General features: G+C 63.3%; 24 protein-coding genes, 2 pseudogenes and 1 riboswitch. Of the genes and pseudogenes, 10 read left to right on the forward strand and 16 right to left on the reverse strand.

All coding sequences use genetic code 11. The features are described 5' to 3' along the window. Window positions 1–471: 471 nt before the first annotated feature. On the reverse strand, window positions 472–1,401 hold the full coding sequence (locus ACXJKO_RS08410) for a LysR family transcriptional regulator (protein ID WP_457090633.1): 930 nt from the start codon (window positions 1,399–1,401) through the stop codon (window positions 472–474). 112 nt (window positions 1,402–1,513) lie between these two features. Between ACXJKO_RS08410 and ACXJKO_RS08415 the strand changes: the two genes are divergently transcribed. After that, a complete protein-coding gene (locus ACXJKO_RS08415; protein WP_457090634.1) occupies window positions 1,514–2,674 on the forward strand; it encodes a mandelate racemase/muconate lactonizing enzyme family protein in 1,161 nt (386 codons plus the stop codon). Between the two features lie 151 nt (window positions 2,675–2,825). After that, a pseudogene (locus ACXJKO_RS08420) lies at window positions 2,826–3,782 on the forward strand (tripartite tricarboxylate transporter substrate-binding protein); the annotation flags it as partial. An 820-nt stretch (window positions 3,783–4,602) separates the two neighbouring features. On the opposite strand, the gene ACXJKO_RS08425 reads toward ACXJKO_RS08420, so the two are convergent. From ACXJKO_RS08425 to ACXJKO_RS08445, 5 genes and pseudogenes are all read right to left on the reverse strand, one after another. Beyond that, the gene (locus ACXJKO_RS08425; RefSeq protein WP_457090635.1) at window positions 4,603–5,136 is read right to left on the reverse strand and encodes a hypothetical protein; all 534 of its coding nucleotides are present in this window, start codon (window positions 5,134–5,136) and stop codon (window positions 4,603–4,605) included. Further along, entirely contained in the window at window positions 5,100–5,486 is a 387-nt protein-coding gene (locus ACXJKO_RS08430; protein ID WP_457090666.1) for a hypothetical protein, read from the reverse strand. The genes ACXJKO_RS08425 and ACXJKO_RS08430 overlap by 37 nt, the downstream gene beginning before the upstream one ends. Window positions 5,487–5,490: 4 nt before the next feature. Then, window positions 5,491–5,643 (reverse strand): annotated as a pseudogene (locus ACXJKO_RS08435) (GIY-YIG nuclease family protein); the annotation flags it as partial. 50 nt (window positions 5,644–5,693) lie between these two features. After that, window positions 5,694–6,632 carry a hypothetical protein gene (locus ACXJKO_RS08440; protein ID WP_457090636.1) on the reverse strand — a complete coding sequence of 313 codons (939 nt, stop codon included), beginning with the start codon at window positions 6,630–6,632 and terminating at the stop codon, window positions 5,694–5,696. Further along, window positions 6,625–7,290, reverse strand: a complete 666-nt coding sequence (locus ACXJKO_RS08445; protein WP_457090637.1) for a TauD/TfdA family dioxygenase — start codon at window positions 7,288–7,290, stop codon at window positions 6,625–6,627. The genes ACXJKO_RS08440 and ACXJKO_RS08445 overlap by 8 nt, the downstream gene beginning before the upstream one ends. Here ACXJKO_RS08445 and ACXJKO_RS08450 point away from each other — a divergent pair. Then, complete coding sequence (locus ACXJKO_RS08450; protein ID WP_457090638.1) at window positions 7,262–7,495, forward strand: ankyrin repeat domain-containing protein; 234 nt, start codon at window positions 7,262–7,264, stop codon at window positions 7,493–7,495. The two genes, ACXJKO_RS08445 and ACXJKO_RS08450, sit on opposite strands and share 29 nt — an antisense overlap. Before the next feature lie 329 nt (window positions 7,496–7,824). Here ACXJKO_RS08450 and ctaD read toward each other — a convergent pair whose 3' ends face one another. After that, the gene (ctaD, locus tag ACXJKO_RS08455) at window positions 7,825–9,444 is read right to left on the reverse strand and encodes a cytochrome c oxidase subunit I (RefSeq protein WP_457090639.1); all 1,620 of its coding nucleotides are present in this window, start codon (window positions 9,442–9,444) and stop codon (window positions 7,825–7,827) included. A gap of 30 nt (window positions 9,445–9,474) precedes the next feature. Then, entirely contained in the window at window positions 9,475–10,329 is an 855-nt protein-coding gene (gene coxB, locus ACXJKO_RS08460) for a cytochrome c oxidase subunit II (protein WP_457090640.1), read from the reverse strand. A 310-nt stretch (window positions 10,330–10,639) separates the two neighbouring features. Here coxB and ACXJKO_RS08465 point away from each other — a divergent pair, with 310 nt between their 5' ends. Both ACXJKO_RS08465 and ACXJKO_RS08470 read left to right on the forward strand, forming a co-directional pair. Then, a complete protein-coding gene (locus ACXJKO_RS08465) occupies window positions 10,640–11,170 on the forward strand; it encodes an invasion associated locus B family protein (protein WP_457090641.1) in 531 nt (176 codons plus the stop codon). A gap of 37 nt (window positions 11,171–11,207) precedes the next feature. Then, window positions 11,208–11,792, forward strand: a complete 585-nt coding sequence (locus tag ACXJKO_RS08470) for a hypothetical protein (protein WP_457090642.1) — start codon at window positions 11,208–11,210, stop codon at window positions 11,790–11,792. 20 nt (window positions 11,793–11,812) lie between these two features. Here the strand turns inward: ACXJKO_RS08470 and ACXJKO_RS08475 are convergent, their stop codons facing one another. Next, window positions 11,813–13,117, reverse strand: a complete 1,305-nt coding sequence (locus ACXJKO_RS08475) for a hemolysin family protein (RefSeq protein WP_457090643.1) — start codon at window positions 13,115–13,117, stop codon at window positions 11,813–11,815. A gap of 169 nt (window positions 13,118–13,286) precedes the next feature. Then, window positions 13,287–13,377, forward strand: a riboswitch (glycine riboswitch). A gap of 159 nt (window positions 13,378–13,536) precedes the next feature. Between ACXJKO_RS08475 and gcvT the strand changes: the two genes are divergently transcribed. Genes gcvT through gcvPB form a run of 5 tightly spaced genes read left to right on the forward strand, consistent with a single transcriptional unit; the run spans window position 13,537 to window position 18,500 of the window. After that, window positions 13,537–14,685 carry a glycine cleavage system aminomethyltransferase GcvT gene (gene gcvT, locus ACXJKO_RS08480; protein WP_457090644.1) on the forward strand — a complete coding sequence of 383 codons (1,149 nt, stop codon included), beginning with the start codon at window positions 13,537–13,539 and terminating at the stop codon, window positions 14,683–14,685. 18 nt (window positions 14,686–14,703) lie between these two features. After that, window positions 14,704–15,078: a glycine cleavage system protein GcvH gene (gene gcvH, locus ACXJKO_RS08485; RefSeq protein ID WP_457090645.1), complete on the forward strand. Its 375-nt coding sequence runs from the start codon at window positions 14,704–14,706 to the stop codon at window positions 15,076–15,078. Window positions 15,079–15,093: 15 nt separating this feature from the next. After that, complete coding sequence (locus ACXJKO_RS08490; protein WP_457090646.1) at window positions 15,094–15,570, forward strand: OsmC family protein; 477 nt, start codon at window positions 15,094–15,096, stop codon at window positions 15,568–15,570. 21 nt (window positions 15,571–15,591) lie between these two features. Further along, a complete protein-coding gene (gene gcvPA, locus ACXJKO_RS08495) occupies window positions 15,592–16,932 on the forward strand; it encodes an aminomethyl-transferring glycine dehydrogenase subunit GcvPA (protein ID WP_457090647.1) in 1,341 nt (446 codons plus the stop codon). Further along, a complete protein-coding gene (gene gcvPB, locus ACXJKO_RS08500; RefSeq protein ID WP_457090648.1) occupies window positions 16,932–18,500 on the forward strand; it encodes an aminomethyl-transferring glycine dehydrogenase subunit GcvPB in 1,569 nt (522 codons plus the stop codon). Before gcvPA ends, gcvPB begins: the two co-directional genes overlap by 1 nt. Before the next feature lie 216 nt (window positions 18,501–18,716). Here the strand turns inward: gcvPB and ACXJKO_RS08505 are convergent, their stop codons facing one another. The 7 genes from ACXJKO_RS08505 to ACXJKO_RS08535 all read right to left on the reverse strand — a co-directional run bounded on the left by ACXJKO_RS08505 (window position 18,717) and on the right by ACXJKO_RS08535 (window position 25,710). Beyond that, entirely contained in the window at window positions 18,717–19,370 is a 654-nt protein-coding gene (locus tag ACXJKO_RS08505) for an HAD family hydrolase (RefSeq protein ID WP_457090649.1), read from the reverse strand. Between the two features lie 65 nt (window positions 19,371–19,435). Next, entirely contained in the window at window positions 19,436–19,921 is a 486-nt protein-coding gene (locus ACXJKO_RS08510; RefSeq protein WP_457090650.1) for a F0F1 ATP synthase subunit B family protein, read from the reverse strand. Between the two features lie 13 nt (window positions 19,922–19,934). Continuing rightward, a complete protein-coding gene (locus ACXJKO_RS08515; protein WP_457090651.1) occupies window positions 19,935–20,483 on the reverse strand; it encodes a F0F1 ATP synthase subunit B family protein in 549 nt (182 codons plus the stop codon). 119 nt (window positions 20,484–20,602) lie between these two features. Further along, window positions 20,603–20,827, reverse strand: coding sequence for a F0F1 ATP synthase subunit C (locus ACXJKO_RS08520; RefSeq protein WP_099508815.1), 225 nt, complete (start codon window positions 20,825–20,827; stop codon window positions 20,603–20,605). A gap of 56 nt (window positions 20,828–20,883) precedes the next feature. Beyond that, a complete protein-coding gene (locus tag ACXJKO_RS08525; RefSeq protein ID WP_457090652.1) occupies window positions 20,884–21,612 on the reverse strand; it encodes a F0F1 ATP synthase subunit A in 729 nt (242 codons plus the stop codon). Window positions 21,613–21,671: 59 nt separating this feature from the next. Then, complete coding sequence (locus ACXJKO_RS08530; protein ID WP_457090653.1) at window positions 21,672–22,043, reverse strand: AtpZ/AtpI family protein; 372 nt, start codon at window positions 22,041–22,043, stop codon at window positions 21,672–21,674. Window positions 22,044–22,248: 205 nt separating this feature from the next. Beyond that, window positions 22,249–25,710 carry a chromosome segregation SMC family protein gene (locus tag ACXJKO_RS08535; protein ID WP_457090654.1) on the reverse strand — a complete coding sequence of 1,154 codons (3,462 nt, stop codon included), beginning with the start codon at window positions 25,708–25,710 and terminating at the stop codon, window positions 22,249–22,251. Window positions 25,711–25,749 lie beyond the last annotated feature (39 nt).

The raw sequence follows: 25,749 nt of genomic DNA on the forward strand, positions 1-25,749 counted from the left end.
TTTTGCTCCCGATGCGCTCTCTGACACCAAAGCCGCCCCCCGCCTCTCGAACAGATTGGCCTTCTTCCAAGATGGGGTCGATCATTTCTGCCCGACCACCGGAATGTCGCCTCAGGGTCAAAGAGTAACGAACGGCAAAATGGAATGAAGGTCCGCTTACCGCCTCGAGCCTGTGTGAAAACGCTGACGGGCAGCTCCATGACGCAATTTTGTGTCCCGCAAGCTGCAGGAGGCCGTGAAATCCCCGGCTTTCAAGGGCGAACTTGTACAAATAGTTCGCCATGAGCCGCGCGGTTTGAGTTTTCACACAGGCTCCGCCTCAAAAGCTGACCAACGCGTTTCTTCCGAGATGTGTTGTTTGAAGACAGTCCGGGTACATGGGACCGCCGCCAGCCATCAAAGTCCGTTGTCTACGGCGACGGTCCCGAGGTGCGCCTCTGGCCTGTGCCAGCGTCCACCGATGGCATGGCCTCAGGTGGGAGAGGATTTCTCCAAAACGTTGACACCGCCCGTGATGGATTTCCAGAAGGCTTCCGCTGTCGGGCCCTGCCGGCGCAAGGGTCGGATCAATCGGATCTCGACTTCAATCGCGTAATTGCCTTGGCCCGGATCAACGAGACGGCTGGCTGCGATGTCGTCGTGGGCGAGGGTTTGGGGAAGCCATGCAATCCCATCTCCCTGACGCGCCATGGTCAGCAGCGTCGCCGCCAACTGGGCCGTGAGCATCCTCTGGAGTGAAAGCATCGGCCAGTTCCTTTCCAGGACGGCGGTCACGATCCGCCCGAGACCGGACTGCGGCCTGTACGATAGCTGGCGCGACGGAGACGAAGGATCCCCGGGCAGCGGCCATTGCGGCATGCCGTCTTCGAGGGGAGCACAGAGCGGCAGCAGCACATCGCGGCCAACCACGACGCTCGTGAACTGGCTGGCCTCGAGGCGAGGCATAGCATCACGATGGTAGTGGCACAGCATGAAGTTGGCATCGCCCCTCGCCATGATCTGTTCGCACGCCTCCATGGTGTCCGAGATCAGGTTGAGGGGGCCGAGGGTGGCGAACTGGGGATGGCTCCTGATCCAGTCGGGGAAGAAGACAAACGAAAGCGCATGCGTGGCGGCGATGGAGATGACGGAGGCCTCCCGGCCCGCAATTTCAAGCGTCTCTTGGCGCAACCGGTAGATGTTGCGGGTCAGGTCTTCGGCATGGGCCCGCAGGAAGACGCCGGCGGGCGTCAACGTAGTCCCTTGTGGTGATCGCATGAACAGGCGCGTTCCCATCCAATCCTCCAGGGACTGGATGCGACGGCTGAAGGCCGGCTGCGTCACATGCCGGGTCTCGGCGGCCCGGGCAAAGGTCTTGTGCTCGGCAAGCGCCAGAAAATCTTCCAGCCAGTTCAGATCCATGGGCGATGCCGATCGTGCATGTCGATCCTCGGTCTTGGCATTGGGCGGCTGCTGATGGGATGTCTATACGACGTACCCAACCTGGCTCAATCCAGCAACAGGAGACCAAGTCATGAAAATCGTCGAGATCCGTGAAGTCACCGCTCCGATCGCCTCATCGATCGCCAACGCCTACATCGACTTCTCCAAGATGACGCTGTCGCTCGTCGCCGTCGTCACCGACGTGGTCCGGGACGGACGTCGGATTGTGGGTTACGGGTTCAACTCGAATGGCCGCTACGGCCAGGGTGGCCTGATCCGCGAGCGCTTCGCGCCTCGTATCCTCGAGGCGGCGCCCGAGTCCCTCCTCGACGATACGGGAGAGAACCTCGATCCGGACCGCATCTGGGCGACCATGATGAAGAACGAGAAGCCCGGTGGTCATGGCGAGCGCTCGGTCGCGGTCGGCACCATCGACATGGCGGTCTGGGACGCGGTGGCCAAGATCGCCGGCGAGCCCCTGTTCCGGCTGCTGGCCAAACGATACGGCCGCGAGGCCAATCCGCGGGTCTTCGTTTATGCCGCGGGCGGCTACTACTACCCGGGCAAGGGCCTCGACGAGCTGCGAGCCGAGATGCGGAGCTACCTCGATCGCGGATACAATGTCGTCAAGATGAAGATCGGCAACAGCATCGCCGAGGACCAGCCCCGGATCGAGGCCGTGCTGAAGGAGCTGGATGGCAAGGCCCAACTCGCTGTCGATGCGAACGGGCGGCTGACGCTCGAGCAGGGCATCGCCTACGCCAAGATGCTGCGCGAGTATCCGCTGTTCTGGTACGAGGAGGTCGGCGATCCCCTGGACTTCGCGCTGCAAGCGGCGTTGGCCGAGTTCTATCCGGGACCGATGGCGACAGGCGAGAACCTGTTCAGCCACCAGGACGCCCGCAACCTGCTGCGGTATGGCGGCATGCGCCCGGACCGCGACTGGCTCCAGTTCGACTGCGCCCTCTCATACGGTCTCTGCGAGTACCTTCGGACGCTGGAGGTGCTGAAGGTCGCCGGGTGGTCGCCCAGCCGCTGCATCCCGCATGGCGGCCATCAGATGTCGTTGAACATCGCAGCCGGTCTCGGACTGGGCGGCAATGAAAGCTACCCGGACCTGTTCCAGCCCTACGGCGGCTTCCCCGACGGCGTTCGGGTCGAGGACGGCCACATCGTCATGCCGGACCTGCCCGGCATCGGGTTCGAGGGCAAGTCGGACCTGATCAAGGTGATGCGGGAGCTGGCCGAGTAATCGGGCCCGACACAAGGCTCCCGCCCCGGCGGGATGCCTGCATCCAGGAAATGCAGACATCCCGCGAGACCAACAACAACGACGGGATCCGGAACAAGAGGCGCTGCCTCTCGGGAATGCAACCAGACTAACGGTTCACAGGAGGAAACTGATGAAGAAGGTAACGCTTGTTCTTGCCGCGCTCGCAGGTGTCATCACCACAACTGCCCAGGCCCAGACCTATCCCACCCGCCCGATCACCATGATCGTGCCCTTTGCGGCCGGCGGCCCGACTGACGTGATCGCCCGCATCGTAGGCGAGCACATGTCCCGCACGCTGGGTCAGCAGATCGTGGTCGAGAACGTGGCGGGAGCCGGAGGCACCACCGGCATCACCCGCGGCGCCCAGTCTACGCCGGACGGCTACACCATCATGATGGGCCACATGGGCACCCACGGAGCCGCCCCAGCCCTTTACCCGAAACTCAAGTACGATCCGACCAAGGATTTCGCCCCCATTGGTATGGCCGGTGGAACCCCGATCGTGATCGTGGCCAAGAAGGATTTCCCGGCCAATGACCTGAAGGCACTGGTGGACCACGTGAAGGCCAGCGGCGAGAAGGTGAACATGGCCCATGCGGGCGTGGGCTCCGTCTCGCACGCGAGCGGGACCTTCTTCAGCTCGGTGATCAAGGCGAAGCCCACCATGGTGGCCTACCGCGGCACGGGTCCGGCCCTGAACGATCTCATGGCTGGTACTGTCGACTTCATGACGGACCAGATCATCAACGTGGCGCCGCAGATCCAGGGCGGCAACATCAAGGCCTTTGCCATCGCGACGCCCGAGCGCTCGCCCGCCCTGCCGGACGTGCCCACCACCAAGGAGGCCGGGCTTGAGGGTTATCAGGTCAGCCCCTGGAATGCGATCTTCGCCCCCAAGGGCACCCCGCCCGAGATCGTCAAGAAGCTCAACGATGCCCTCCTGAAGGCGCTCGATGACGAGAACACCAAGAAGCGCCTCCTCGACCTGGGCGGCGTGCTGCCGACCTCTTCCGAGCGCACCCCGGAAGGATTGCAGAAGCTCGTCGAGAGTGAGGTGGCCCGCTGGACCCCGGTTCTTAAGGCGGCTGGTGTCACGGCCGAGYAGTCTTGGCCCTCGCAATTGGAATGGCGGGCTCATGCCCGCCATTCCGTTACACCTCAGGCACGCAGAGGGTTCATTCTCGCGTTAGCGATAAGTTGTCGCCAACAGGACACTGGAGCATCGTTTGAAGATGGCGTGAGGCCGTCTCGGAAAGATGTCGTAGACTTACTGAAGGGCCGCTTAGGGTCAAGCAGTGAAGTCCGTTCACTTTTCGGAATGTCTGGTCTTGAGAGGATTACTGCCCTCGGACTAGCGTCCCAGGTGTGCCAGAAGCGGCTGTTCTGGAATAACCGCAATGGGCCGGAAAGAGACCGTCCGGTTTCGGTCCGAATTTGGCGGTAAGCTGCCATTCCCCTAGAGGCTCGATTACGGCGTGGTCGAGGCTACACCTCGGAGGATTGGAAGTACCATCGCGATGAGGCGATGCTACCGCAGCCGACGAAAATGACGTGCTTGATGGTCTCGTACGAAGCATCTGGTCTTGCAGATGAGCGAACCGTATCGACATCGTCACGGACGTTTGTCTGGCAGGGACGGTAGACGGCAACAATGCCATGCAGAAATCGATCATAAGTCTTGAGAGCGGATTTCTATTTCCGGGTCGGGGATTGGCTCTGTCGTCGCCGGCTCCGCTACTGCTTGCAGCATCTTCCTCCATTGTCCCGGTATTCGAGGGAAGCCATTGTCTCGCCTTCCTCGACGCCTGTTCCATGCCGCGTGTCGATCGCTGGAAAAGCTGGGTAAGTCGAGGTGACAGGTGCCGCATAGTTGCTATTGATAGCTGCGGTCCTGAAATTTGATGATACTACGCGGCCAATTGCCCGTGTCGTTCGAGGAGCCGCATCAAGACCGCGTTTGCATGCGTGAAATTGGCGAGCTGGTCCTTGAGATGGTATGCCCATTTCTCGCCGTGAAAGAGGTTGTTGCGGAAGCGCCAGACGATCATCAGAACGGTGAGCAGCCGATCACGCGGATCGTTGTTGCTACCATCGAGAACCGACTGGACAACAGCGGGTTGGTCTGCAGGCCGCAGGTTCAGGTGCGGAAAATGGTCGGTGAAGGCGCCGTTGGCAAAATAGCGCTGCCGGAAATAGGCCAGTTCCGGGGCGTACTCGTCAGCATCGAGCGTTCCGGCGTTACGCCACTCGTCGACCTTCGAGCAGATCAGGTCGGCGCGCGCGAAGTTGCCCATGACCTGAGCCTCGAACAGGCTCCATAGGAAGGTGAAGTTGAAGATCGCTGCGCGATCCGCTTCGGGTAATGCCTGAAATCCTGGCGCTTTCGCCAATAGCCATTGCATGCTCATCTTGTTGCCACCGCTTCTTGCTGGTTGTTGCACCGATCACTCGTCAGGCCGGTCGAGGTCATCCGGGACAAGTCCGAGAAGTCGGTGAGCGTGTCGCACTGGATGCAGTAGTACATCTGCGATGTCTCCTGAAAATGCATGCCGCATAGGCATCCGCAGAAGGGGCAGCATTCGTCAATTTCGAGATCAGCCCATTCACAAACGCCCAGACATTCGGGAACCGCATCGCCGTCGTAGCCGATGATCTGGAAGGCGTCGGCGTTTTTGGCGACGAATCCCTGCTGGCTGGCACGAGCCAGGTGAGGCAACACATCGGCGGTTCGATCTCGAACCCTCGCCGCAGGTACGAAGATGGGAGAACCGCTGATGGAGGTCCCGTTCAAGCTGCAAGTCGTCTTCTGACACGATCCAGCTGAGAAGCCGAAGCTCAACGGGATTGCCGGTCTGCAAGGCGCGCTTGCGGCGCGCGATATCCGTCGCGACACTGATCTTTATTGGCGAGCAGCCATTTTCATCCTCGCCCAGGAAATAGACTGGCAATCCATCACCTGATGTCGTTCAAACCGGACGCCTGAGTTTCATGCTTCGATTCAGTCATTGCCATAGTCAGGCTCGTACTCCATCTCGCGTTCCTGCTGGTCCTCATGGATGTAGTTCAGGCCAGACGCCTCGATCTCGTCGCTTCCCATAAGCGTCAAATCGCAGATCGGGCACCGAAACTCTTCGCCAACGAATTCGCGATCAACGATTTCCCAGATCGCATCCTCGTCACGCTCTTCGCTGATATCCTCGCCTGTCTGCTGGCCGGTCATAAAGGAGCGGCACTTGCAGGCGGGACATGTCTCTATCCAGATTTCGTCATACGTGCCCTTGAATATCCCACCCTGATGCAGCGGCTCCCGAGTCTCGGCCTCGGCTGCTAGTCGCTCTCGTTCCGCCTTCTTCAGTGCCGCGAACTGGTCGTGGGCCGCTTGAACGCGAAGCTTCACTGCCGCCTCGAGGGCGTTCGCGGCCTCGTCGAGCAATTGGCGGGGAGCCGCCGCATCGGCCGCGCCCAGCCAGTTTTCGAGCGACGATCCCATCTGGTGGAGGATCGTGTCGCAGGCATGCCAGTAGCGCGCTTCCCACGCCTCGAGCTTCATCGCCTTGAACGGCAGGTCGTCCGAGTGTAGCTCGGCGTTCCGACGTTCCGCGATTTCCTGGCAAAACTTCTGAACGGTCTTGTCGAAGCGTGGAATCAAGTGCGCCAATCGCTCGAACAACGTCTTTGCGGCGATCGTCTTTACGTCGGTGGTGACGTTGATCCCGGCAGCGACGAACATTGATTGCCAATGGGTTGGATCGACCACGAGGCTCGGGTGCTTGCGCGCAAGGGCCGCCTTGCCGAGCAGTTCAAGCGCCAACGATGACCAGAGTTGGTACTCGTCGAGATCCCCGTCCGCCTTCCTGGCCAGAGCGCGGCCGATGTACACCTTCGACTTCGCATGAAGGGCATCGCCGCTGATCGCGATGAATACGTTTTCAGGCATCTATGAGTATCCTCGCGAGACGGCGTCCGGAGCCTCGGTCCGAAGGCGCACGCCCATGAAGGACGCGCCAGTTGTCGATGACTACGATATCGCCGCGGCGCCATTGGTGAACTTCCGGTTGGCCTGCAGCTAGGCGCCGATGGACAACGTCCAGGGCGGCGCGGCCGCGTTCGTCGACGGCCTCAAGGCAGCCCGGATCGTAACGGAGGAAGGCAGGGTTGGGCGGCAGGAGCGTTAAGTAGAATGATCGTCGACCGCTGCGAACGAGGGCTGGCGCGCTTTCTAGGAGATTAATTTCATCTGACAAAAGGCCAAGTGTTCGCCAATCGATCAGCATCGTGGCGGCGCTGGGCGAGCCCGGGTCGAGACATCCCAGCAGAAGATAGCGGCATGGGCGCGGTCGATGGCTGAGCTCGACGTGAAAGGGCAAAGCGCCAAGGCCGAACTGGGCGCTCAGCGATCGTGGATGTGCCTCGCCGGTCGCTTGTGGCTCAATCACTTCCTCTAAAGCGGTGCCGCGGCCTGCTACGGGCGTGCCAAGCATGCACCCAAGCCTTTTGAGTTCACATGCGACCGGCTCCGCGTCGCCACCGAGTTCGGTGTGCACCGCCCATCCGCGGTGGGCGAGCGTGGTCATCAATGTCGACGAGGAAGCCATCAACAACCTGGGTTGGACCGCCCTGATTGAGGCGGTGATCCTCGGGGATGGCGCGTCCCGTCACACGCAAACCGTGCGGGCCCTCGTCGAAGCCGGCGCCGATCCCCGGATCGTTGACCGGAACGGCATGACGTCCCTGCAGCATGCAGAGGCGCGAGGCTATGACAGTATCGCATCGATCCTGCGCCAGGTGGCGGGGCGCTAGGAGCGTTCGGACACTGCAGCTTTCCTGCAGTCAAATCCCAAGCTCATACGTTTGTACGCGGCTGCGACACCCACCAGAATTCTTCCTCAACCGAGGCGAGCCTTCCCTGGCATGTGGTCTCAGGGAAAGAACGTCCACCGTCACCTCTCGGCTCTGTGGCTGGAGAAGCCGATGCCGGACGCAAGGGTTCCGAGATTTCCGAACACTGGAGGCGCGGCGCCCTCATCGACGAGCTAGCCCACAAGGCGGAATATGACCGCACGATCCGAAACCCGCAGGCGTTCTGGAGTGAGAATGCCAGGATGCTCCAGTGGTTTGCCGCAACCCGCTTAGTGTCCGGTATCCACGATGCGCGGCAGGGTCTCGAACTGGTGGAACGGAGGCGGGGAGGACAGGGTCCATTCCAGCGTCGTCGCACCTTCCCCCCACGGATTGCCGGCTGCCTTTTCCTTGCGGATGAAGGCGTAGATCACGCCGCCGATGAAGATGAAGATACCGGCGAAGAAGATGTAAGAACCGATCGAGGAGACCAGGTTCCAGCCAGCAAACGCATCCGGATAATCCGCATAGCGGCGCGGCATGCCGGAGAGGCCGAGGAAGTGCATCGGGAAGAACAGCACGTTGGCGCCGATGAACGCGACCCAGAAGTGCAGTTTTCCGATCCAGTCGGGCATCACGTAGCCGGTCATCTTCGGGAACCAGTAGTACATGGCGGCGAAAATCACGAACACGGCGCCCAGCGACAGCACGTAGTGGAAGTGCGCCACGACGTAATAGGTGTCGTGCATGTAGCGGTCGATGGGAGCGTTCGCGAGCACGACGCCGGTGACGCCGCCGACCGTGAACAGGAATACGAAGCCCATAGCCCACTGCATCGCTGCCGTGAAGCGGATGGAGCCGCCCCACATGGTGGCGATCCACGAGAAGATCTTCACGCCGGTGGGAACCGCGATCACCATGGTGGCGAACACGAAGTAAGCCTGCGTCTGCAGCGAGAGGCCGACCGTGTACATGTGGTGAGCCCACACGACGAAGCCGACGACGCCGATCGCCACCATGGCGTAGGCCATGCCGAGATAGCCGAAGATCGGCTTCTTCGAGAAGGTGGAGATGATGTGCGAGACGATGCCGAAGGCCGGCAGGATCATGATGTACACTTCGGGGTGGCCGAAGAACCAGAACAGGTGCTGGTACAGGACCGGATCACCACCGCCCGACGGATCGAAGAAGGTGGTGCCGAAGTTACGGTCCGTGAGCAGCATCGTGATCGCGCCCGCGAGAACCGGCAGCGACAGGAGCAGCAGGAACGCGGTGACCAGCATGGACCAGGCAAACAGCGGCATCTTGTGCAGCGTCATGCCCGGAGCGCGCATGTTCAGGATCGTGGTGATGAAGTTGATCGCACCGAGGATCGAGGCCGCACCGGCAAGGTGCAGGGCCAGGATGCCGAAGTCGAGCGCGGGACCGGGGTGGCCCGTGACYGAAAGCGGAGGATAGACCGTCCAGCCGCCGCCGAAGCCGTGCGAGCCCGGAGCGCCTTCGACGAAGAGCGAGCAGAGCATCAGGGCGAAGGCGGAAACGGTGAGCCAGTACGAGATGTTGTTCATCCGCGGGAAGGCCATGTCCGGCGCGCCGATCATGATCGGGATGAACCAGTTGCCGAAGCCGCCRATSAGSGTGGGCATCACCATGAAGAACACCATGATGAGGCCGTGGCCCGTCACGAAGACGTTGAACGCCTGCGGGTTGGAGAAGAACTGCAGGCCGGGCTCCTGAAGCTCCATGCGCATTGCGATGGACAGAAGGCCGCCGACGATGCCGGCCGTGAAGCCGAAGATGAGGTAGAGCGTGCCGATATCCTTGTGGTTCGTGGAATAGAACCACCGGCGCCAGAAACCTGGAAGGTGATCGTGGTGATCCGCGTGAGCGGCATCAGCTGCGTGTGCCATAATGAGACCTCTATGGTCCTTCGATTACAATTACTGAGCGGTCGCGAACTTGAGCGGAGCCTGGGTTTCGGTCGAAGCATACTTCTGCTTCGCCTCGGCCAGCCATGCGGCATAATCCTGCTCGCTCACGACGCGGATTTCGATCGGCATATAAGGATGGCCGTTGCCGCAGAGTTCCGAGCACTGGCCGTAATAGACGCCAACCTTGTCGGCCTTGAACCAGGTCTCGTTCAGGCGGCCGGGAACGGCATCGACCTTGATGTAGAAGGACGGCAGGGCGAAGGCGTGGATCACGTCGGCCGAAGTTACCTGAACGTGCACGACCTTGCCGACGGGAACCACCATGGCGTTGTCGGCGCCGAGCAGACGCGGCTGGTCGGACTTCCGGGCCGCATCCTCGGGGATCATGTTCGAGTCGAACTTGAAGCCGGCCTGCTCGCCTGCGTACTCGTAGCCCCAGTACCAGGAATAGCCCGTCGCCTTCACGACCACATCCGCCTGAGGTGGAATCAGCTGCTGGCGCAGCAGGCGGAAGGAAGGGATGGCAATCGCCACGAGGATCAGCACTGGAACGATGGTCCAGGCGACCTCAAGCAGGGTGTGGTGAGTGGTCTTGGAGGGAACCGGATTCTTCCGCTCGTTGAAGCGAGCGACGATAATAAGAAGAAGCGCCAGCACGAAAAGGCAGATCACGGTGATCAGCCAAACAAGGTAAGTGTGGAAGTTGGACACGCTCTGTCCCAACTCGGTCACCATCTCCTGCATGCCGACTTCCCATGGGGAAGGTCGGCCTGCGGCAGCGAATGCCTCACTTATGCCCAACACAAGTGCGACCGCTGCCGTGGAGAGGGCGGTCACCGATCGACGTCCAGTCTCGATCCGCATCGGCGTTCCAAAGCTCCTAAAGATGTGGCGGCCCGGAGGCCACGAAAGCATAAAGTGACGACGTAGGCGTGCGAGTATCGGCGCCCAGTTTGCGCCATCACTTTAGATTTGTGCCAAAGACCACAGGACGCGCTGAAGCGCAACGGTTCAGTGGACGCAATTTATGCGTCATAACCGCCAAAAAGCGCCTTAGTGCCACAATTGGCTTCCCTCGCTTGACATCGCGGCCCCTGCCATGGTCCGAACGGGCAACATTGATCCGAGCGGCCGGGCCGCTGCCCCATGTGGGGTTCGAGAGAAGGAGAGGCCTATGGGCGCGTCACGCTGGGTTCGCTTTGGGGCGAAGGCGTTTATGGGGGCAGGGGCTTTCATGGGCCTCATGGCCTTGTCGTCCGTCGACGGGGCCATGGCCCAGGGCATGGTCAAGAACACCTTCGGCGACTGGCAGATGCGCTGCGAGAAACCGGCGGGCGCCACCGCCGAGCAATGCGCTCTGGTGCAGAACGTGGTGGCCGAGGATCGGCCGAATGTGACCCTTGTCATTATTGTGTTGAAAACCGCGGATGCCAAAAGCCGGCTTCTCCGCGTGGTCGCGCCCCTCGGTATCCTCCTGCCGTCGGGCCTGGGGCTGAAGATCGACCAGACCGATATCGGCCGGGCGGGATTCGTGCGCTGCCTCGCTACGGGTTGCGTTGCCGAGGTGGTCATGGAAGATAATCTCATCAACCAGATGAAGACCGGCCAGGCCGCAACCTTCATCGTCTTCCAGACGCCCGAGGAGGGCATCGGCATTCCCGTGTCGCTGAACGGCTTCGCGCAAGGATACGATACTCTGCCATAAGGCGGGCGGGACTTTAAGAACGTTGGGGGTGACTTCCATGAATAACGGATCTGGCAGGAAGGCCGGTTTTGCTCTTGTCGTGCTCGGCCTCGCAGGCTTGGCCGGCTGCTCCTCTTCGGGAGAGGGCTCCATCGGCGTCGGCGAAATGCTGCTGACGGGCGGCGCGACGCGGCCGCCTCCGCAGAGGGTCGCCATCGAGGACGTCTACTGCCCGACCGTGAGCATCATTGACGGCGGCTCCGCCATCCAGGTCTATGCCGGCGGCCGGGCTGGCGACGCCAGTGCCCTGCGTAGCCAGGTTTCCATCAACAATTTGGCCCGCGAATGCGTGGGCCAGCCCGACGGCTCGACTCTTGTGAAGGTCGGCGTCGAAGGCCGGGCGCTTCTGGGCGTCGGCGGCGGCGCAGGCCGCTTCAATGTCCCCGTACAAATCGTCGTGAAGGGCGGACAGGGCGTGATCGCGAACCGCTCGCGCCAGACGTCCGTGGCGATCCCGGCCGGTGACACCCAGGCGAGCTTCACCGTGATCGAGAACGGCATCGTGGTCCCGGCGGCCTATGCCAACAGCTTCGAGATCGATGTGGGGCTGGGCAGCCGCCCGGCCGCTGGCCGTCGCGGTTAAGTTTATGAAAGCCAGCCCCCTTAAGGCAGGGCGGCGGCTCCGGCTCTTTGGGTCAGGGGAATCGCCAGCACCTTGTCGATGCGGCGCTCGTCCAGATCGATCACCTCGAAGCGCCAGCCGAGCGTATCCACATGCTCGCCAGTGCTGGGGAGGTGCTGGAGCTCGCTGATCACGAGGCCACCCACCGTGTGGTAGCTGCGCCCGTCGGGCAGTGGAACACCCAGGGTCTCGGCCATTTCATCGACCGGCATGGAGCCTGCGAGCAGCCACGATCCGTCGTCGCGCCGAACGGCATCGGGCTCGGGCTCCACGGTGTCTGAGCGGAAGGCGCCGACGATCGCTTCCAGTGCGTCGGCCGGCGTCACCACGCCTTCGAAATGCCCGTACTCGTCATGGACGAGGGCCATCGGCACCTCCGAATCGCGCAAGGTCGCCAGCGCGTCGAGGGCGTAGAGCGTATCCGGAATTACGGGCGCGGATTGCACATAGGCGCGGATGTCGAGCGTCTCTCCTGCCAGCAGGGACGCCAGAAGCTCACGCGACTGCACCACGCCGATCATGTTGTCCGGCTTGCCGTCGCTCACGGGCAGGCGGGAATGGGGCGTCTCGATCAGGAGTTCGCGGATCGTTTCGGGTGTATCCGACAGGTCGATCCAGTCCACATCCGTGCGGGGGGTCATGAGGCCCCGGACCGTGCGGTCGCCGAGGCGCAGGACGCCCGAGATCATGCGACGCTCCTCCTCCTCGATCACGCCCGCGCTCTCGGCCTCGCCGACGAGCATTTTGATCTCTTCTTCGGTCACGGTCGAGTTGTCGTCGGAGGAGGATCCGAAGAGGCCGAAGATGAAGCGGGTGGAGGCATTGAGCAGCCACACGGCCGGGGCCGCGGCCTTGGAGAGCACCAGCATCATCGGGGCGACCGCGCAGGCGATGCCCTCCGGGTTGCGCAGGGCCAATTGCTTGGGCACCAGCTCGCCGATAACGATGGACAGATAGGTGATGATGCTGATGACGATGCCGAAGCCGAGCGGCTCGGCCGCGCCTTCGGGCATGCCATGGCCCAAGAAGAAATGCGTGAGCCTGTCGCCCAGAGCCGCGCCGGAGAAGGCGCCCGCCAGGATGCCGACGAGGGTGATGCCGATCTGGACCGTGGACAGGRAGCGGCCCGAATCCTCCATGAGGGCGAGGGCGACATTGGCCCCGGTGCGGCCTTGCTCGGCCATGGCCTTCAGGCGCGGGCGGCGGGCGGAAACGATGGCAAGTTCAGAGAGAGCGAAGACGCCGTTCAAGGCGACGAGAACGATAACGATGACCAGTTCGAACAACGGTGCCAGGAGCAGCCGACCGGTTCAGGCCGCGTTCTCCCCTTCTGTGGATGATGGCCCTAACATGGAGTGTCCGGGGCCTGCCGTCAATTAAAGCGGGGAGATGACGAATGCGGCAGCCTGCTTTGTTGACAGGATAGGTTTTCCTCTTCAGAGCTAAGGGCAGCCGATGATCCCCGCGGAAGAGACCGGGCCAAGAGCCCGGCGCCGAAGGCGCAACCGCCCCGGAAACGCTCAGGCCAAAGGACCGCGCGGGAGCTGGCACTCTGGAAAGCGGCGACGTTTAATCAACGTCGCCCACCGACGGGCGTAACCCGAGCGTTCAGGCGCAAGGGGAAATCTCTCAGGTCTCGTGACAGAGGGGGCGCACAGCAACGGGCCGTGAGGCCCGATGAAACGCGCACCTTTGAGGGATCACGATGGCCGAGCCTGCGAATAGCGACCAGCCGCTTCTGCAAACCCCGCTTCACGCCCAGCACGTCGCGCTTGGCGCCCGCATGGTGCCCTTCGCCGGCTACGACATGCCGGTGCAGTACCCCACCGGCATCATGACCGAGCACAACTGGACCCGCGAGCATGCGGGCCTGTTCGATGTGTCCCATATGGGCCAGGCCTTCCTCGTCGCCGAGGACAAGAGCCACGAGACCGTGGCGAAGGCCATTGAGGCACTGATTCCCGCCGATGTGCTGAACCTGAAGCCCAACCAGCAGCGCTATTCGCAGCTGCTTAGCGACGATGGCGGCATTCTCGACGACCTCATGGTCACGCGAGTCGGCGCGCCCGGCCACGAGGGCTGGCTCTATCTCGTCGTGAACGCCTCCATGAAGGAGCAGGATTACGCGCATATCCAGGCGCGCCTCCCTGAAGGCGTCAGCCTGAATCGCAAGGACGGCCTTGGCCTCATGGCCTTGCAGGGCCCTTCCGCCGAAGCCGTGCTCGCCAAGCTCTCTCCCGAGGCAGCAAGCCTTGCCTTCATGATGTCCGCCGACGTGCAGATCGACGGCATCTGGTGCCACGTGTCCCGCTCCGGCTACACGGGCGAGGACGGTTATGAAATTTCCTGCCACTCCGAAGATGCGGCGAAGCTTTGGGACAAGCTGCTCGAAAACCCGGAAGTGAAGGCCATCGGCCTCGGCGCGCGTGATTCGCTGCGGCTCGAAGCGGGGCTTTGCCTTTACGGCCATGACATCGACACCAACACATCGCCCATTGAGGCCGGCCTGATCTGGTCGATCCAGAAGCGCCGTCGCGAGGAGGGAGGCTTTCCCGGTGCCGCGCGCGTGCAGCGCGAGATCAAGGACGGCCCCGCCCGCGTTCGCGTCGGCATTAAGCCCGAGGGCCGCGCGCCGGCCCGCGAGGGCGCCGTCATCACTACTCCCGACGGGCGCGAAGTGGGCATCGTGACCTCCGGCGGCTTCGGCCCCACCGTCAACGGCCCCGTTGCCATGGGCTATGTGTCGAAGGACGTGTCCGTTGCGGGCACGGACCTTCATCTCGTCGTTCGCGGCAAGCCGCTGCCGGCCAAGGTCGCGGCCATGCCTTTCGCTCCGCATCGCTACAAGCGCTAAAACTAAGAGGGAACCACCATGACCACGCGCTACACCAAGGATCACGAATACATCCGCATCGAAGGCGATACCGGCACCGTCGGCATTTCCGATTATGCGCAGGCCCAGCTCGGCGACGTCGTGTTCGTCGAACTGCCGAGCGTCGGCAAGACGCTCGCGAAGGGTTCCGAAGCCGCCGTCGTCGAGAGCGTGAAGGCCGCGAGCGAAGTCTATGCTCCGGTGTCCGGCGAAGTGCTCGAGGTCAACAGCGATCTCGAAGCCACTCCTGGAACGGTGAACGAAGACCCCGCCGGCCGCGGCTGGTTCCTGAAGCTGCGGGTCACGAATCCGAGCGAGCTCGATGGCCTTCTGACCGAAGAGCAGTACCAGGAATTCGTGAAGTCGATTTCTTAAAAGAACGACCCGGCAATGGCACACGAATACACGGCCACTGTGGTTTGGAAGCGCGGGGAGGGCGAGGCCTTCTCCGACAACAAATACAGCCGTGGCCACCAATGGTCGTTCGACGGCGGCATCACGGTGCCGGGATCGTCGTCGCCTTCTGTCGTGCCGTTGCCGCTTTCGCGTGAGGATGCCGTCGATCCCGAAGAGGCTTTTGTGGCGGCAATCTCCAGCTGCCACATGCTCACCTTTCTCGGCATCGCCGCGAAGAAGCGCTTCGTCGTCGATCTTTATGAAGACATGGCGCTCGGCGTCATGACGCCAAACGACAAAGGCAAGCTCTTCGTTTCGAAGGTCACGCTCGATCCGGTCATCGAATTCTCCGGCGAGAAGCGTCCGACACCGGAGCAGATCGCCGACATGCATCACCTCGCTCACAAGGAATGCTTCATCGCCAATTCCGTGCTCACGGAGATTGTCGTGAAGGGCATCCCCTCGCACTAACGAAACCAAGGTTTTTAGCCGATGCGTTATTTGCCTCTTTCCGACACCGACCGCGGCGAAATGCTCGCGCGCATCGGCGTCAAAACGGTGGACGAGCTGTTCGCCGATGTGCCGAAAAATCTTCTTCTGAAAGATCCGGTGGATCTGCCGCGCCGCAAGGGCGAATTGGAGGTGGAGCGCATCCTCTCCCGCATGTCCGCGAAGAACGTGTCGGCGTCCTCCGTGCCGTTCTTCGTGGGCGCGGGCGCCTACAAGCACCATGTGCCGGCAACCGTCGATCACCTGATCCAGCGCTCCGAATTCCTCACGAGCTACACGCCGTATCAGCCCGAGATAGCGCAGGGCACGCTGCAATATCTGTTCGAGTTCCAGACGCAGGTGGCCGCGCTCACCGGCATGGAAGTGGCGAACGCCTCCATGTATGACGGCTCCACCGGCACGGGCGAAGCGGTGCTCATGGCGCACCGCGTCACCAAGCGCCGCAAGGCCGTGCTCTCCGGCGGCCTGCACCCGCATTATGCAGATGTGGTGCGCACGCTCTCCGATATGGCGAGCGACCAAGTCGTCACCATGAAGCCGGATGTGGCAGGCTCCGAGGACATTCTTTCACAGATCGACGATACGACGTCCTGCATCGTCGTGCAGTCGCCGGACGTGTTCGGCAATTTGCGCGACCTGAAGCCGATTGCCGAGAAGGCGCACAAGCACGGCGCGCTTTTGATCGCGGTGTTCACCGAAGTCGTGTCGCTCGGCCTTGTCGCTTCTCCCGGCAGCCAGGGCGCCGACATCGTGGTGGGCGAGGGCCAGTCGATCGGCAATGCGCTGAACTTCGGCGGGCCTTATGTGGGCCTCTTCGCGACGCAGTCGAAATTCATGCGCCAGATGCCGGGCCGTCTCTGCGGCGAGACCGTGGATGCCGACGGCAGCCGCGGCTTCGTGCTCACGCTCTCCACCCGCGAGCAGCATATCCGCCGCGACAAGGCGACCTCGAATATCTGCACCAATTCGGGGCTTTGCGCGCTGGCCTTCACCATTCACATGACGCTGCTCGGCGAGACGGGCCTCAAGCGCCTCGCCCGCGTCAATCATGCGAATGCGATCAAGCTTGCCGATCAGCTGGCTGGTGTGAAGGGCGTCGAGGTTCTCAACAAGACCTTCTTCAACGAGTTCACCGTGAAGCTGTCGAAGCCTGCAGCGGAAGTGGTTGAGGCACTCGCAAAGAAGGGCGTGCTCGCGGGCGTTCCCGCCTCGCGCCTGTTGCCGGGAGCCGGCCTCGACAACCTGCTGCTCGTGGCCTCCACCGAAGTGAACACCGATGATGATCGCGCGGCCTTATGTGCCGCCTTGAAGGAGGTTCTGTGATGTTGAACCGCCAGGGACGTCCCACCACCGCCGGTGAAGCCGGCAGCAATCCGCATCCGACCTTCACCGGCAACAAGGCGCTGGCGCAGGTCGAGCCGCTCCTGTTCGAGATCGGGCGCTACGACACGACCGGCGTCGATATCGACGAGCCAGAGAATTTCCAGCCGCGCCTCGGCGGTCTGGAGCGCAAGGAGGCCATCGGCCTTCCCGGCCTCTCCGAGCCCGAGACCATGCGCCATTACGTGCGCCTGTCTCAGATGAACTACGGCATCGATACGGGCCTGTTCCCGCTCGGCTCCTGCACCATGAAGCACAATGCGCGTCTCAACGAGCGCGTGGCGCGTCTGCCGGGCTTCTCCGATGTGCATCCGCTGCAGCCGGTTTCTACCGTGCAGGGCGCACTCGAACTCATGAACGAGCTCGGTCGCTATCTCGTGACGCTTACGAACATGACCTCCGTCGCGCTCTCACCGAAGGCCGGCGCGCATGGCGAACTCTGCGGCATGATGGCGATCAAGGCCGCCATTGAAGCCAAGGGCGAGGGCAAGACCCGCAACGTCGTGCTGGTGCCCGATTCAGCGCACGGTACGAACCCAGCGACTGCAGCTCTCATCGGCTTCATCGTGAAGCCGGTTCCGGCCCGCGAGGACGGTTGGGTGCATGTGGAGGACGTGAAGGAACGTCTCGGTCCGGATGTCGCCGCGATTATGCTCACGAACCCCAACACATGCGGTCTCTTCGAGCCGCAGGTCGTTGAGATCGCCAAGGCGATCCACGATGCAGGTGCCTACTTCTACTGCGACGGCGCCAACTTCAACGCCATCGTGGGCAAGGCGAAGCCGGGCGACCTCGGCGTGGATGCCATGCACATCAACCTGCACAAGACCTTCTCGACGCCTCACGGCGGCGGCGGCCCGGGCTCCGGCCCAGTGGTGCTCTCCGAGCGTCTCGCGCCTTTCGCGCCGGTTCCGTTCGTGCGCGTGGGCAAGGATGGCTTCGAGCTGGTGGAGCAGGAGGCCGATGCAGCCGAGAGGCCCTTTGGCCGCATGACCGCCTTCCATGGCCAGATGGGCATGTATGTGCGCGCCCTGTCCTACATGCTCTCGCATGGCTCGGACGGCATGAAGCAGGCATCCGAAGACGCCGTGCTGAACGCCAACTACATCCGCGCCGGTCTCTCGGACCTCATGTCGCTGCCCTTCGGCGACAAGCCGTGCATGCATGAGGTGCTGTTCGACGATGCCTGGCTCAAGGACACGGGCGTGACCACCCTCGATGTGGCGAAAGCCATGATCGACGAGGGCTACCACCCGATGACCATGTACTTCCCGCTGGTGGTGCATGGCGCGATGCTGATCGAGCCGACCGAATCCGAATCGAAGTCGTCCCTCGACCTCTTCGTCGCGACGCTCCGCGACCTCGCCATGGCAGCCAAGAACGGCGACAAGGAGCGCTTCACCGGCGCTCCCTATCACGCTCCGCGCCGCCGCCTCGACGAAACCCGCGCCGCCCGCAACCCGGTGCTAAAGTGGACACCACCTTCGCCAGTGGCCGAAGCGGCTGAGTAAGGTTTTTGGAAACGCAAATGCCCGGCAATTCGCGGGGCATTTTTCTTTGGTGGCTTACACGGCCATCCCGGACGGCGCAGCCGATCCGGGGTGGTTGGACAAGTAGAGTGCTGGAACCTCCCACTGTCATTCCCGCGAAGGGGGAACCCAGAATGACACCGCTCTATCCTGCGTATGACCCCGGATCTTCGCTGCGTTTCGTCTGGGACGACGGTGTCATGACTCCGACGCGTGCACGGCTGTTGGTAGCTCCGTCATCTTCGCAATGATCACTGCTGCTCCCGCCTGCCGCAGCCGATCCACATGGTCTGGCCCGCAATGTCCTCCACCGGTGAAACCGATCACGCGCATGCCGGCCGCGATCGCAGCTTGAACTCCGGCCGGCGAGTCTTCAATGACGAGGCAGTCTTCCGGACGTGCTCCCATCTGTTGCGCTGCATGAAGAAACAGATCCGGCGCAGGCTTCCCGCGCGCGACCTGCGTCGCGCTGAAGATGTTATCGAAGATATCGGCGAGACCGGTCACGCGCAGCGACAAGGCGATTCGCTCTGGCACGGAGGAGGAGGCGACGCAGCGCGGATAGGATAAGGAGAGAATGGCGTCACGCACGCCTGCAATCGGCTGCAGATCCGTCTCGAAGCGTGCAAACAGTGCGCGGTTGACCCGCTCGGCGAAATCGCTGGGCAGTGCCCGCCCATGATCGACTTCGATCCGCGCGATCATATCCTTCATGCTCTTGCCGACGAATTGTCGCGCGATCTCGTCAGCCGTGTAGGGCAAGCCGAGATCATTCAGAACATCGGCATCGACTTGGCAGGCAAGCGGCTCTGAATCGACCAATACGCCGTCGCAATCGAAGATCAGCAGCATGACATCTCCAGCAAAAAGGCCGCCTCAAGGGCGGCCTTTGAAGTCGTTGGCTTGAACCGCAGTCCTTATTGCAGCTTCGTGCGCACGTCGTTGAGGCTCGACGTCAGGAGCGAAGCGGCCGTCGGGCCGGTGATCTGGTCGCGCAGGACACGCTCGGAGGCCTTGATGGCGGCATCGATCGCGGCGGTTCGCACTTCGGCGGAAGCCTGAGCCTCGGCCTGGGCGATCTTGGCCTCGGCGGTCGCCGTGCGGCGTTTCACGAAGTCGGCCATCTTCTCCTGAGCCTCGCGGGCCAGACGCTCGGCCTCGTCGCGGGCGCTGGAGACGATCTCGGCAGCTTCGCGCTCGGCGGTGGTACGCTTGGCCTCGTATTCCTTGAGTAGCCATTCGGCGTCCTGGCGCAGGCGCTTGGCCTCGGCCAGTTCGCTGGCAATCCGCTTGCCGCGGGAATCGAGCTGGCCCACCACTTTGCCGGGCACGCCATAGTAGAACAGGATGCCCCAGAAGATGACGAAGGCAACCGCGACCCAGAATTCAGCGCTTTGAAACATGCGGACCTCCCGATCAGGCCTTGATCTGGTTGAGAGCGGCCTCGACCGCCTGCGGCGCCGGAGCTTTGCCGGTCAGGCGCTCGATGATGGCGGAAGCGGTGTCGCGGGCGATGGCGTCCACGTGGCTCATGGCCTCTGTCTTCTTGACAGTGATCGTGGTTTCGGCATCGGCGAGACGCTGGTTCAGGTCGGACTCGAGTGCCTTGCGCTTGGCGTCGCTCTCGGCGGACAGCTTGGCGCGGGTCTCCCGTGCCAGAGCCTGAGCGCGGCCCTTGGCTTCGGCGAGCGCGGTCTCATAGGCGGCGCCGGCTTCTTCCGCGCTGGATTTCATGGCAGCCGCGTCGCCGAGATCGCTGGCGATCATCGTGCGGCGGTTCTCGATGATTCCGCCCAGACGCGGGAGGACCAGCCGTGAGAGCAGGGTGTAGAGGCCCACGAAGGTGATCGCCAACCAGAGGAGCTGACCGGCATAGGTTTCCGTCTCGAAGGGCGGGAAACCTATATCCTCGTGAGCGCCGCCAGGGGCCTCTGTTGTGGCGTGGTTCGTCTGAGCCTGAGCCATGGAGCAGATCCTAAAGGATGAGTAATCCTACAAACGTGAATGACGGCGGTTCAATCCGCCGTCACCCCTGTCGAGGCGAAGCGTTCGCACGCCTCGACCTCCCGATCACCGTCTTGAGATTAGGTGAAGAGCAGAACGAGAGCGACGACGAGACAGAAGATGCCGAGACCTTCTGCGAGTGCCGCGCCGATGAAGGCGCGGGCGAACTGACCGTCGGCTGCCGACGGGTTACGCAGGGCGCCCGAGAGGAAGTTGCCGAAGATGTTGCCGACGCCCATAGCGGCGAGACCCATGCCAATGCAGGCGAGGCCCGCGCCGAGGTACTTGAAAGCGATCGGATCCATTGTGATCTCCTTGGGAAGAATGTGATCGGGAGGGAAGAGACTAACTCGGCGCAGACCTAGTGGCCCGGGTGCAGCGCGTCGTTGAGGTAGATGCAGGTCAACACCGTGAAGACGTAGGCCTGCAGAGCGGCGACGAGGAACTCGAGCGCCATGAGAGCAACCGCCATGAGAAGCGGCAGCGGAGCGAGGATCGACAGGGCGCCGCCGGCGCCCAGCAGCGCCACGACGAAGCCTGCGAAAACCTTCAGCGCGATGTGTCCCGCGAGCATGTTCGCGAAAAGACGCAGGGACAGCGAAATCGGGCGGGAGAGGAACGAAATGATCTCGATGACCACGATGAAAGGCAGGAGCCAAACCGGCACGCCCGACGGCACGAAGAGGCCCAGGAAATGGGTGCCGTGCTTCATGAAGCCGTAGACCACCACCGTTCCGATCACCAGCAGGGCGAGCGCGAAGGTGACGATGACGTGACTGGTGACCGTGAAGAAGCCCGGAATCATGCCGAGCAGGTTCGCCGTCAGCACGAACATGAAGAGCGAGAAGACGAGGGGGAAGAACTTCATCCCCTCCTTGCCGGTGGCATCAACCAGCGTGTTGGCGACGAAGTCGTGCAGGACCTCGGCCACCGACTGGGCGCGGCCCGGAACGACGGCGCGCTTACGCGTGGCGTAGAGGAGGCCGCCCACGATCACAGCGGCTGCGCCGATCATGAACAGGGACGAATTGGTGAAGCTAATGGCGGGAATGATGGGCTTGATCTGGAATTGTTCGATCGGGCTCGCCATAATCCGCTCTCAAAGTTCGCTGTTGTTCAATGCCGTTCGGCGTTCGAAAGCCGGGTCCTTCACCGCTTGTCTTCATGCCGGGCGGATTTGACCATCCCGGCTGCTCGCATCAGGTTGAGCATCCCGGCACAGAAGCCGAGTATCAGACAAACGATCAGGCCCCAAGGGGATATTCCGAACAGACGATCGACAAGCCAACCCAAAATCCCGCCGGCGGCGACCCCTGCAACGAATTCGGCCGAGAGCCTGAAGGCTTGGCCGAGGGCGCTGGAATCTGACGTCGGGCGGGCGCGAGGTTCAGATTCGGCTCGATGTGCGGATGCTTGGGAGATCCGCGCGTCGAGCGATTTCAACCTCGCTGACAGATCGGCATCGTCGGCGCTGCCCGGTTTCCGCTCATTTCCACCGTTCCGCTCGTGAGGGTCCGCCATTGCGATCTCCTTTCAAGCGTTGCGAGAAAATGCTCGGAAGCCAGCCCCGAAAGCCGGGCGCACCATATGAGCGGGGGTCCCCCCTGTCAAGGACCGTATGAAAAGAACTAAGTCTTTGTAATTGCTTCGATAAGGTCGTTTCTGCGCTGCCGGGAGTGCAAAGCGCACATGTTTTTGCGGCTGAAGCAAGGCGGGGCTGAAAGCCTTAGGCCACTTCAAGAATGTGCTCGGCGCTCTGCAGATCGACCGAGACCAGCTGGGAGACGCCGCGTTCGGCCATGGTGACGCCGAACAAACGGTTCATGCGGGCCATGGTGATCGGGTTGTGGGTAATCACCACGAAGCGGGTCTCGGTGTTCTTCGCCATCTCCTCCAGGAGGGCGCAATAGCGCTCCACGTTGGCGTCGTCGAGGGGGGCGTCCACCTCGTCGAGCACGCAGATCGGAGAGGGATTCGTGAGGAACACCGCGAAGATGAGCGCGGTCGCCGTCAGGGCCTGCTCGCCGCCGGAGAGCAGCGTCATGCTCTGGGGCTTCTTGCCTGGCGGCCGGGCCAGGATTTCGAGACCCGCTTCCAGCGGATCGTCCGAATCGACCAGGGTCAGTTCCGCCGTGCCGCCGCCGAAAAGCGTGGTGAAGAGGCGCTTGAAGTGATCGTTGACCACGTCGAAGGCGGCCAGCAGCCGCTCGCGGCCCTCGCGATTGAGGCTGCCGATGGCATGGCGCAGGCGCTTGATGGCCTCGACGAGGTCGTCCCGCTCACCCGCGATGTTACCGTGTTTGGTCTCGAGCTCCGTCAGCTCCTCGTCGGCGCGCAGGTTCACGGCGCCGAGGCGCTCGCGGTCCGACTTGAGGGAGTGAAGCTTTGATTCGATTTCCGAATGCGGAGGCAGCTCGGTCGTTTCTCTTAAGCCCGCCATCTCGATGAGTCCGGCAGGGGTCGTTTCGAGATTCTCCGCGATGGCGCGGGTGATCTCGGCCAGGCGCTGCACGGCGGCTTCATGGCGGGCCTGGGAGCCGGCGCGGGCCTCGCGGGCGGCGGCCAGGGCTTCCAGGGAGGCGCGGGCCGCGCGGTCGGTCTCGGCAAGGCCGGTTTCCGCGTCTGCCAGCCGGTCGGCGGCTTCCTTGCGCTTGGCCTCGGCCTCCTCGACCTCGGCGATGATGGCGCGGCGGCGCAGGAGATAGGTGTCGGGCGCCTCCAGCAGGCGCTCGTGCTCTTCCTGGGCGCGCTCCAGGCGCTCACCCAGATCCTCGAAGGCCTTGGCGGCGCGTACGACGCGCTCACCCCAGAGACGGATATCGCCGGCCAGCGATTCCTGACGGCGGCGGCGAAGCTCTGCTTCGTGGGTCAGGGATTGGACAGCCGCGCGGGCCTCGGAGGCTGCGGCGCGGCGCTCGGCCACGCGGGTGCGCTCTTCGAGAAGGCGGCTTTCGAGATCGGGGGCGGGCGCAAGCTCTTGCAGGGCGCCTTCCGCATCCTGCACGCGTTCCAGGGCTTCCGCCTCGCTCTCGGACAGGCGGGTGAGGCCTTCCTGAAGGGCGGAGCGGCGCTGGCCGAGTTCGGCTTCCTTGCGCTCGGCAACGGAAAGGCGCGTGCGGGCGGCGTCGAGAGCCTGCCGGGCTTGGCGAGCGGTCTCGATGGCCTGCATTTCGCGGGAGGCGGCCTGACGCACAGCCTCAAGGGCGGCCTCGGCCTCCTGGCGCAGCTCCTCCGCCTGCTCGCGGGCTGCCGCGGCCTCAAGCTCCAGGTCACCCAGGCGATTCTTTTCGGCGAGACGGCGGGCGGCGGGCGAGGGGGCTTCCGCGGCGGTGGTGAAACCATCCCAGCGCCATAGGTCGCCTTCCTGTGAGACGAGGCGCTGGCCGGGCTTTAGGAGCCCGCGAAGGCGCAAACCGTCGGCCTTGGTGACGACACCGATCTGGCGCAGACGGCGCTGCATCTCGGCGGGAGCCCGGGCGAGATCGGCGAGCGAGCGGACGCCTTCCGGAAGTGTAGGATCGCCATCGCCGGAGCCGCTTAGGGCCCAATGGTGCGGGGCGGAAGGATTCGTCGAGGCTTCGAGGTCGTCGCCCAGGGCCGCACCGAGGGCCGTCTCATAGCCCTTCTCGACCGTGATCTGGTCCAGCGCCGGCGGCCAGAGATCGCCGGTGGCGGAGGTCACGAGCTTGGCAAGCGTCCGCGCCTCGGTCTCGAGCCGCTGCGCCTTGCGCTCGGCCTCGCTCACGGGCTGGCGCAGGCGGCTTTCCGCGTCGCGGGCTTGGGCGAGGGTCTCGCGGACTTCGATCACCGCTTCTTCCGCACCCTCCGCGGCGTCCTCGGCAATCGCCATTTCCTCGCGCAGATCGTCGATGGGCGGGCCGTCGCTATCGGTGGCGGAGGACAGGGCCTCGATCTCGCGCTCAAGACGCTCCTTCTCGGCGCGGAAACGGGAGGCACGCTCCATTTCCTCACGCACCGCGCGCTCCAGGGCGGCGCGGCGGGCATTGAGGTCGGAGGTCTGGGCCTGAAGTGCGCTCAAGGCAGCCTCTGCCTCGGCCAGCTCGGCTTCGGCCTGCTGCAGGCGCTCTTCGCTCTCGGCGCGGGTATCGTCGGCGCCGTCATTGGTCTGGGCGAGTTCGGCGGCCTCGGCCTGGAGGCGCTCGATGGTGGCCTCGGCATCCGTGCGCTGCGCCGCCTCGCGGGCGATATCGCGGTTCAGGTCGCCGATATGCCGCTCCAGCTCGACCACGCGCTCCTTGGAGCGGCGCTCCTCGGATTCGAGCTCGTTGCGGGCATGGGTCAGGCGCTGCAAGGCAGCGGCCGCCTCGGCCTCGGCCTGCCGCAGGGCCGGGAGGCCATGGGCGGCGACGGCCTGGGCGGTGGCGGTCTTGGTCTGATCTTCGGTCAGGTCCGCAACGGCCTTGAGATTCTCGGAAACCTGCCGCTCGGCGGTGGCGGCCTGATCCCGCGCATCGGCGAAGCTGATGGCGTACATCAGGGCTTCGAGGCGGCGGATTTCGGCGGAGAGGTTCTTGTAGCGGGAGGCCTGACGGCCCTGGCGCTTCAGGCTCTCGATCTGATTCTCGAGCTCGCGGATCACGTCCTCGACGCGAACGAGATTGTCCTCGGCGGCTTTCAGGCGCAGCTCCGCCTCGTGGCGGCGGGCGTGGAGGCCCGCGATGCCGGCGGCGTCTTCAAGGATGCGGCGGCGGGCCTGGGGCTTGGCCGAGATGATTTCGCTGATCTGGCCCTGGCGGACGAGGGCGGGGGAGCGGGCGCCGGTGGCGGCATCCGCAAACAGGATCTGCACGTCGCGGGCGCGGACTTCCTTGCCGTTGACGCGGTAGGTGGAGCCTTCCTCGCGCTCGATCTTGCGCGAGATCTCCAGGAGATCGCTGTCATTGAACGCGGCGGGCGCCGTGCGCTCCGTATTGTCGATGGTGAGCATCACCTCGGCCCAGTTACGGGCCGGGCGGCCGCCTGAGCCTGAGAAAATGACGTCGTCCATGCCCGTGGCGCGCATGTTCTTGTGGGAGTTCTCTCCCATCACCCAGCGCAGGGCTTCCACGAGATTGGACTTGCCGCAGCCGTTCGGCCCGACGACCCCGGTCAGACCGGGCTCGATCAGGAAGTCGGAAGGCTCGACGAATGTCTTGAACCCTGCAATGCGAAGGCGCGTCAGCTTCATGGACGCGCCTTTCCGGCCCGGCCCGAAAGGGCAGGCTGA

The organism is Microvirga sp. P5_D2 (assembly GCF_054049475.1).

What these genes read in the sequence shown, in the direction of transcription:
- ACXJKO_RS08410 (WP_457090633.1), bottom strand. Translation starts at nt 1,401, where the DNA reads ATGGATCTGAACTGGCTGGAAGATTTTCTGGCGCTTGCCGAGCACAAG.
- ACXJKO_RS08415 (WP_457090634.1), top strand. Translation starts at nt 1,514, where the DNA reads ATGAAAATCGTCGAGATCCGTGAAGTCACCGCTCCGATCGCCTCATCG.
- ACXJKO_RS08440 (WP_457090636.1), bottom strand. Translation starts at nt 6,632, where the DNA reads ATGCCTGAAAACGTATTCATCGCGATCAGCGGCGATGCCCTTCATGCG.
- ACXJKO_RS08445 (WP_457090637.1), bottom strand. Translation starts at nt 7,290, where the DNA reads ATGGCTTCCTCGTCGACATTGATGACCACGCTCGCCCACCGCGGATGG.
- coxB (WP_457090640.1), bottom strand. Translation starts at nt 10,329, where the DNA reads ATGCGGATCGAGACTGGACGTCGATCGGTGACCGCCCTCTCCACGGCA.
- ACXJKO_RS08465 (WP_457090641.1), top strand. Translation starts at nt 10,640, where the DNA reads ATGGGCGCGTCACGCTGGGTTCGCTTTGGGGCGAAGGCGTTTATGGGG.
- ACXJKO_RS08470 (WP_457090642.1), top strand. Translation starts at nt 11,208, where the DNA reads ATGAATAACGGATCTGGCAGGAAGGCCGGTTTTGCTCTTGTCGTGCTC.
- gcvT (WP_457090644.1), top strand. Translation starts at nt 13,537, where the DNA reads ATGGCCGAGCCTGCGAATAGCGACCAGCCGCTTCTGCAAACCCCGCTT.
- gcvH (WP_457090645.1), top strand. Translation starts at nt 14,704, where the DNA reads ATGACCACGCGCTACACCAAGGATCACGAATACATCCGCATCGAAGGC.
- ACXJKO_RS08490 (WP_457090646.1), top strand. Translation starts at nt 15,094, where the DNA reads ATGGCACACGAATACACGGCCACTGTGGTTTGGAAGCGCGGGGAGGGC.
- gcvPA (WP_457090647.1), top strand. Translation starts at nt 15,592, where the DNA reads ATGCGTTATTTGCCTCTTTCCGACACCGACCGCGGCGAAATGCTCGCG.
- gcvPB (WP_457090648.1), top strand. Translation starts at nt 16,932, where the DNA reads ATGTTGAACCGCCAGGGACGTCCCACCACCGCCGGTGAAGCCGGCAGC.
- ACXJKO_RS08505 (WP_457090649.1), bottom strand. Translation starts at nt 19,370, where the DNA reads ATGCTGCTGATCTTCGATTGCGACGGCGTATTGGTCGATTCAGAGCCG.
- ACXJKO_RS08510 (WP_457090650.1), bottom strand. Translation starts at nt 19,921, where the DNA reads ATGTTTCAAAGCGCTGAATTCTGGGTCGCGGTTGCCTTCGTCATCTTC.
- ACXJKO_RS08515 (WP_457090651.1), bottom strand. Translation starts at nt 20,483, where the DNA reads ATGGCTCAGGCTCAGACGAACCACGCCACAACAGAGGCCCCTGGCGGC.
- ACXJKO_RS08520 (WP_099508815.1), bottom strand. Translation starts at nt 20,827, where the DNA reads ATGGATCCGATCGCTTTCAAGTACCTCGGCGCGGGCCTCGCCTGCATT.
- ACXJKO_RS08525 (WP_457090652.1), bottom strand. Translation starts at nt 21,612, where the DNA reads ATGGCGAGCCCGATCGAACAATTCCAGATCAAGCCCATCATTCCCGCC.
- ACXJKO_RS08530 (WP_457090653.1), bottom strand. Translation starts at nt 22,043, where the DNA reads ATGGCGGACCCTCACGAGCGGAACGGTGGAAATGAGCGGAAACCGGGC.
- ACXJKO_RS08535 (WP_457090654.1), bottom strand. Translation starts at nt 25,710, where the DNA reads ATGAAGCTGACGCGCCTTCGCATTGCAGGGTTCAAGACATTCGTCGAG.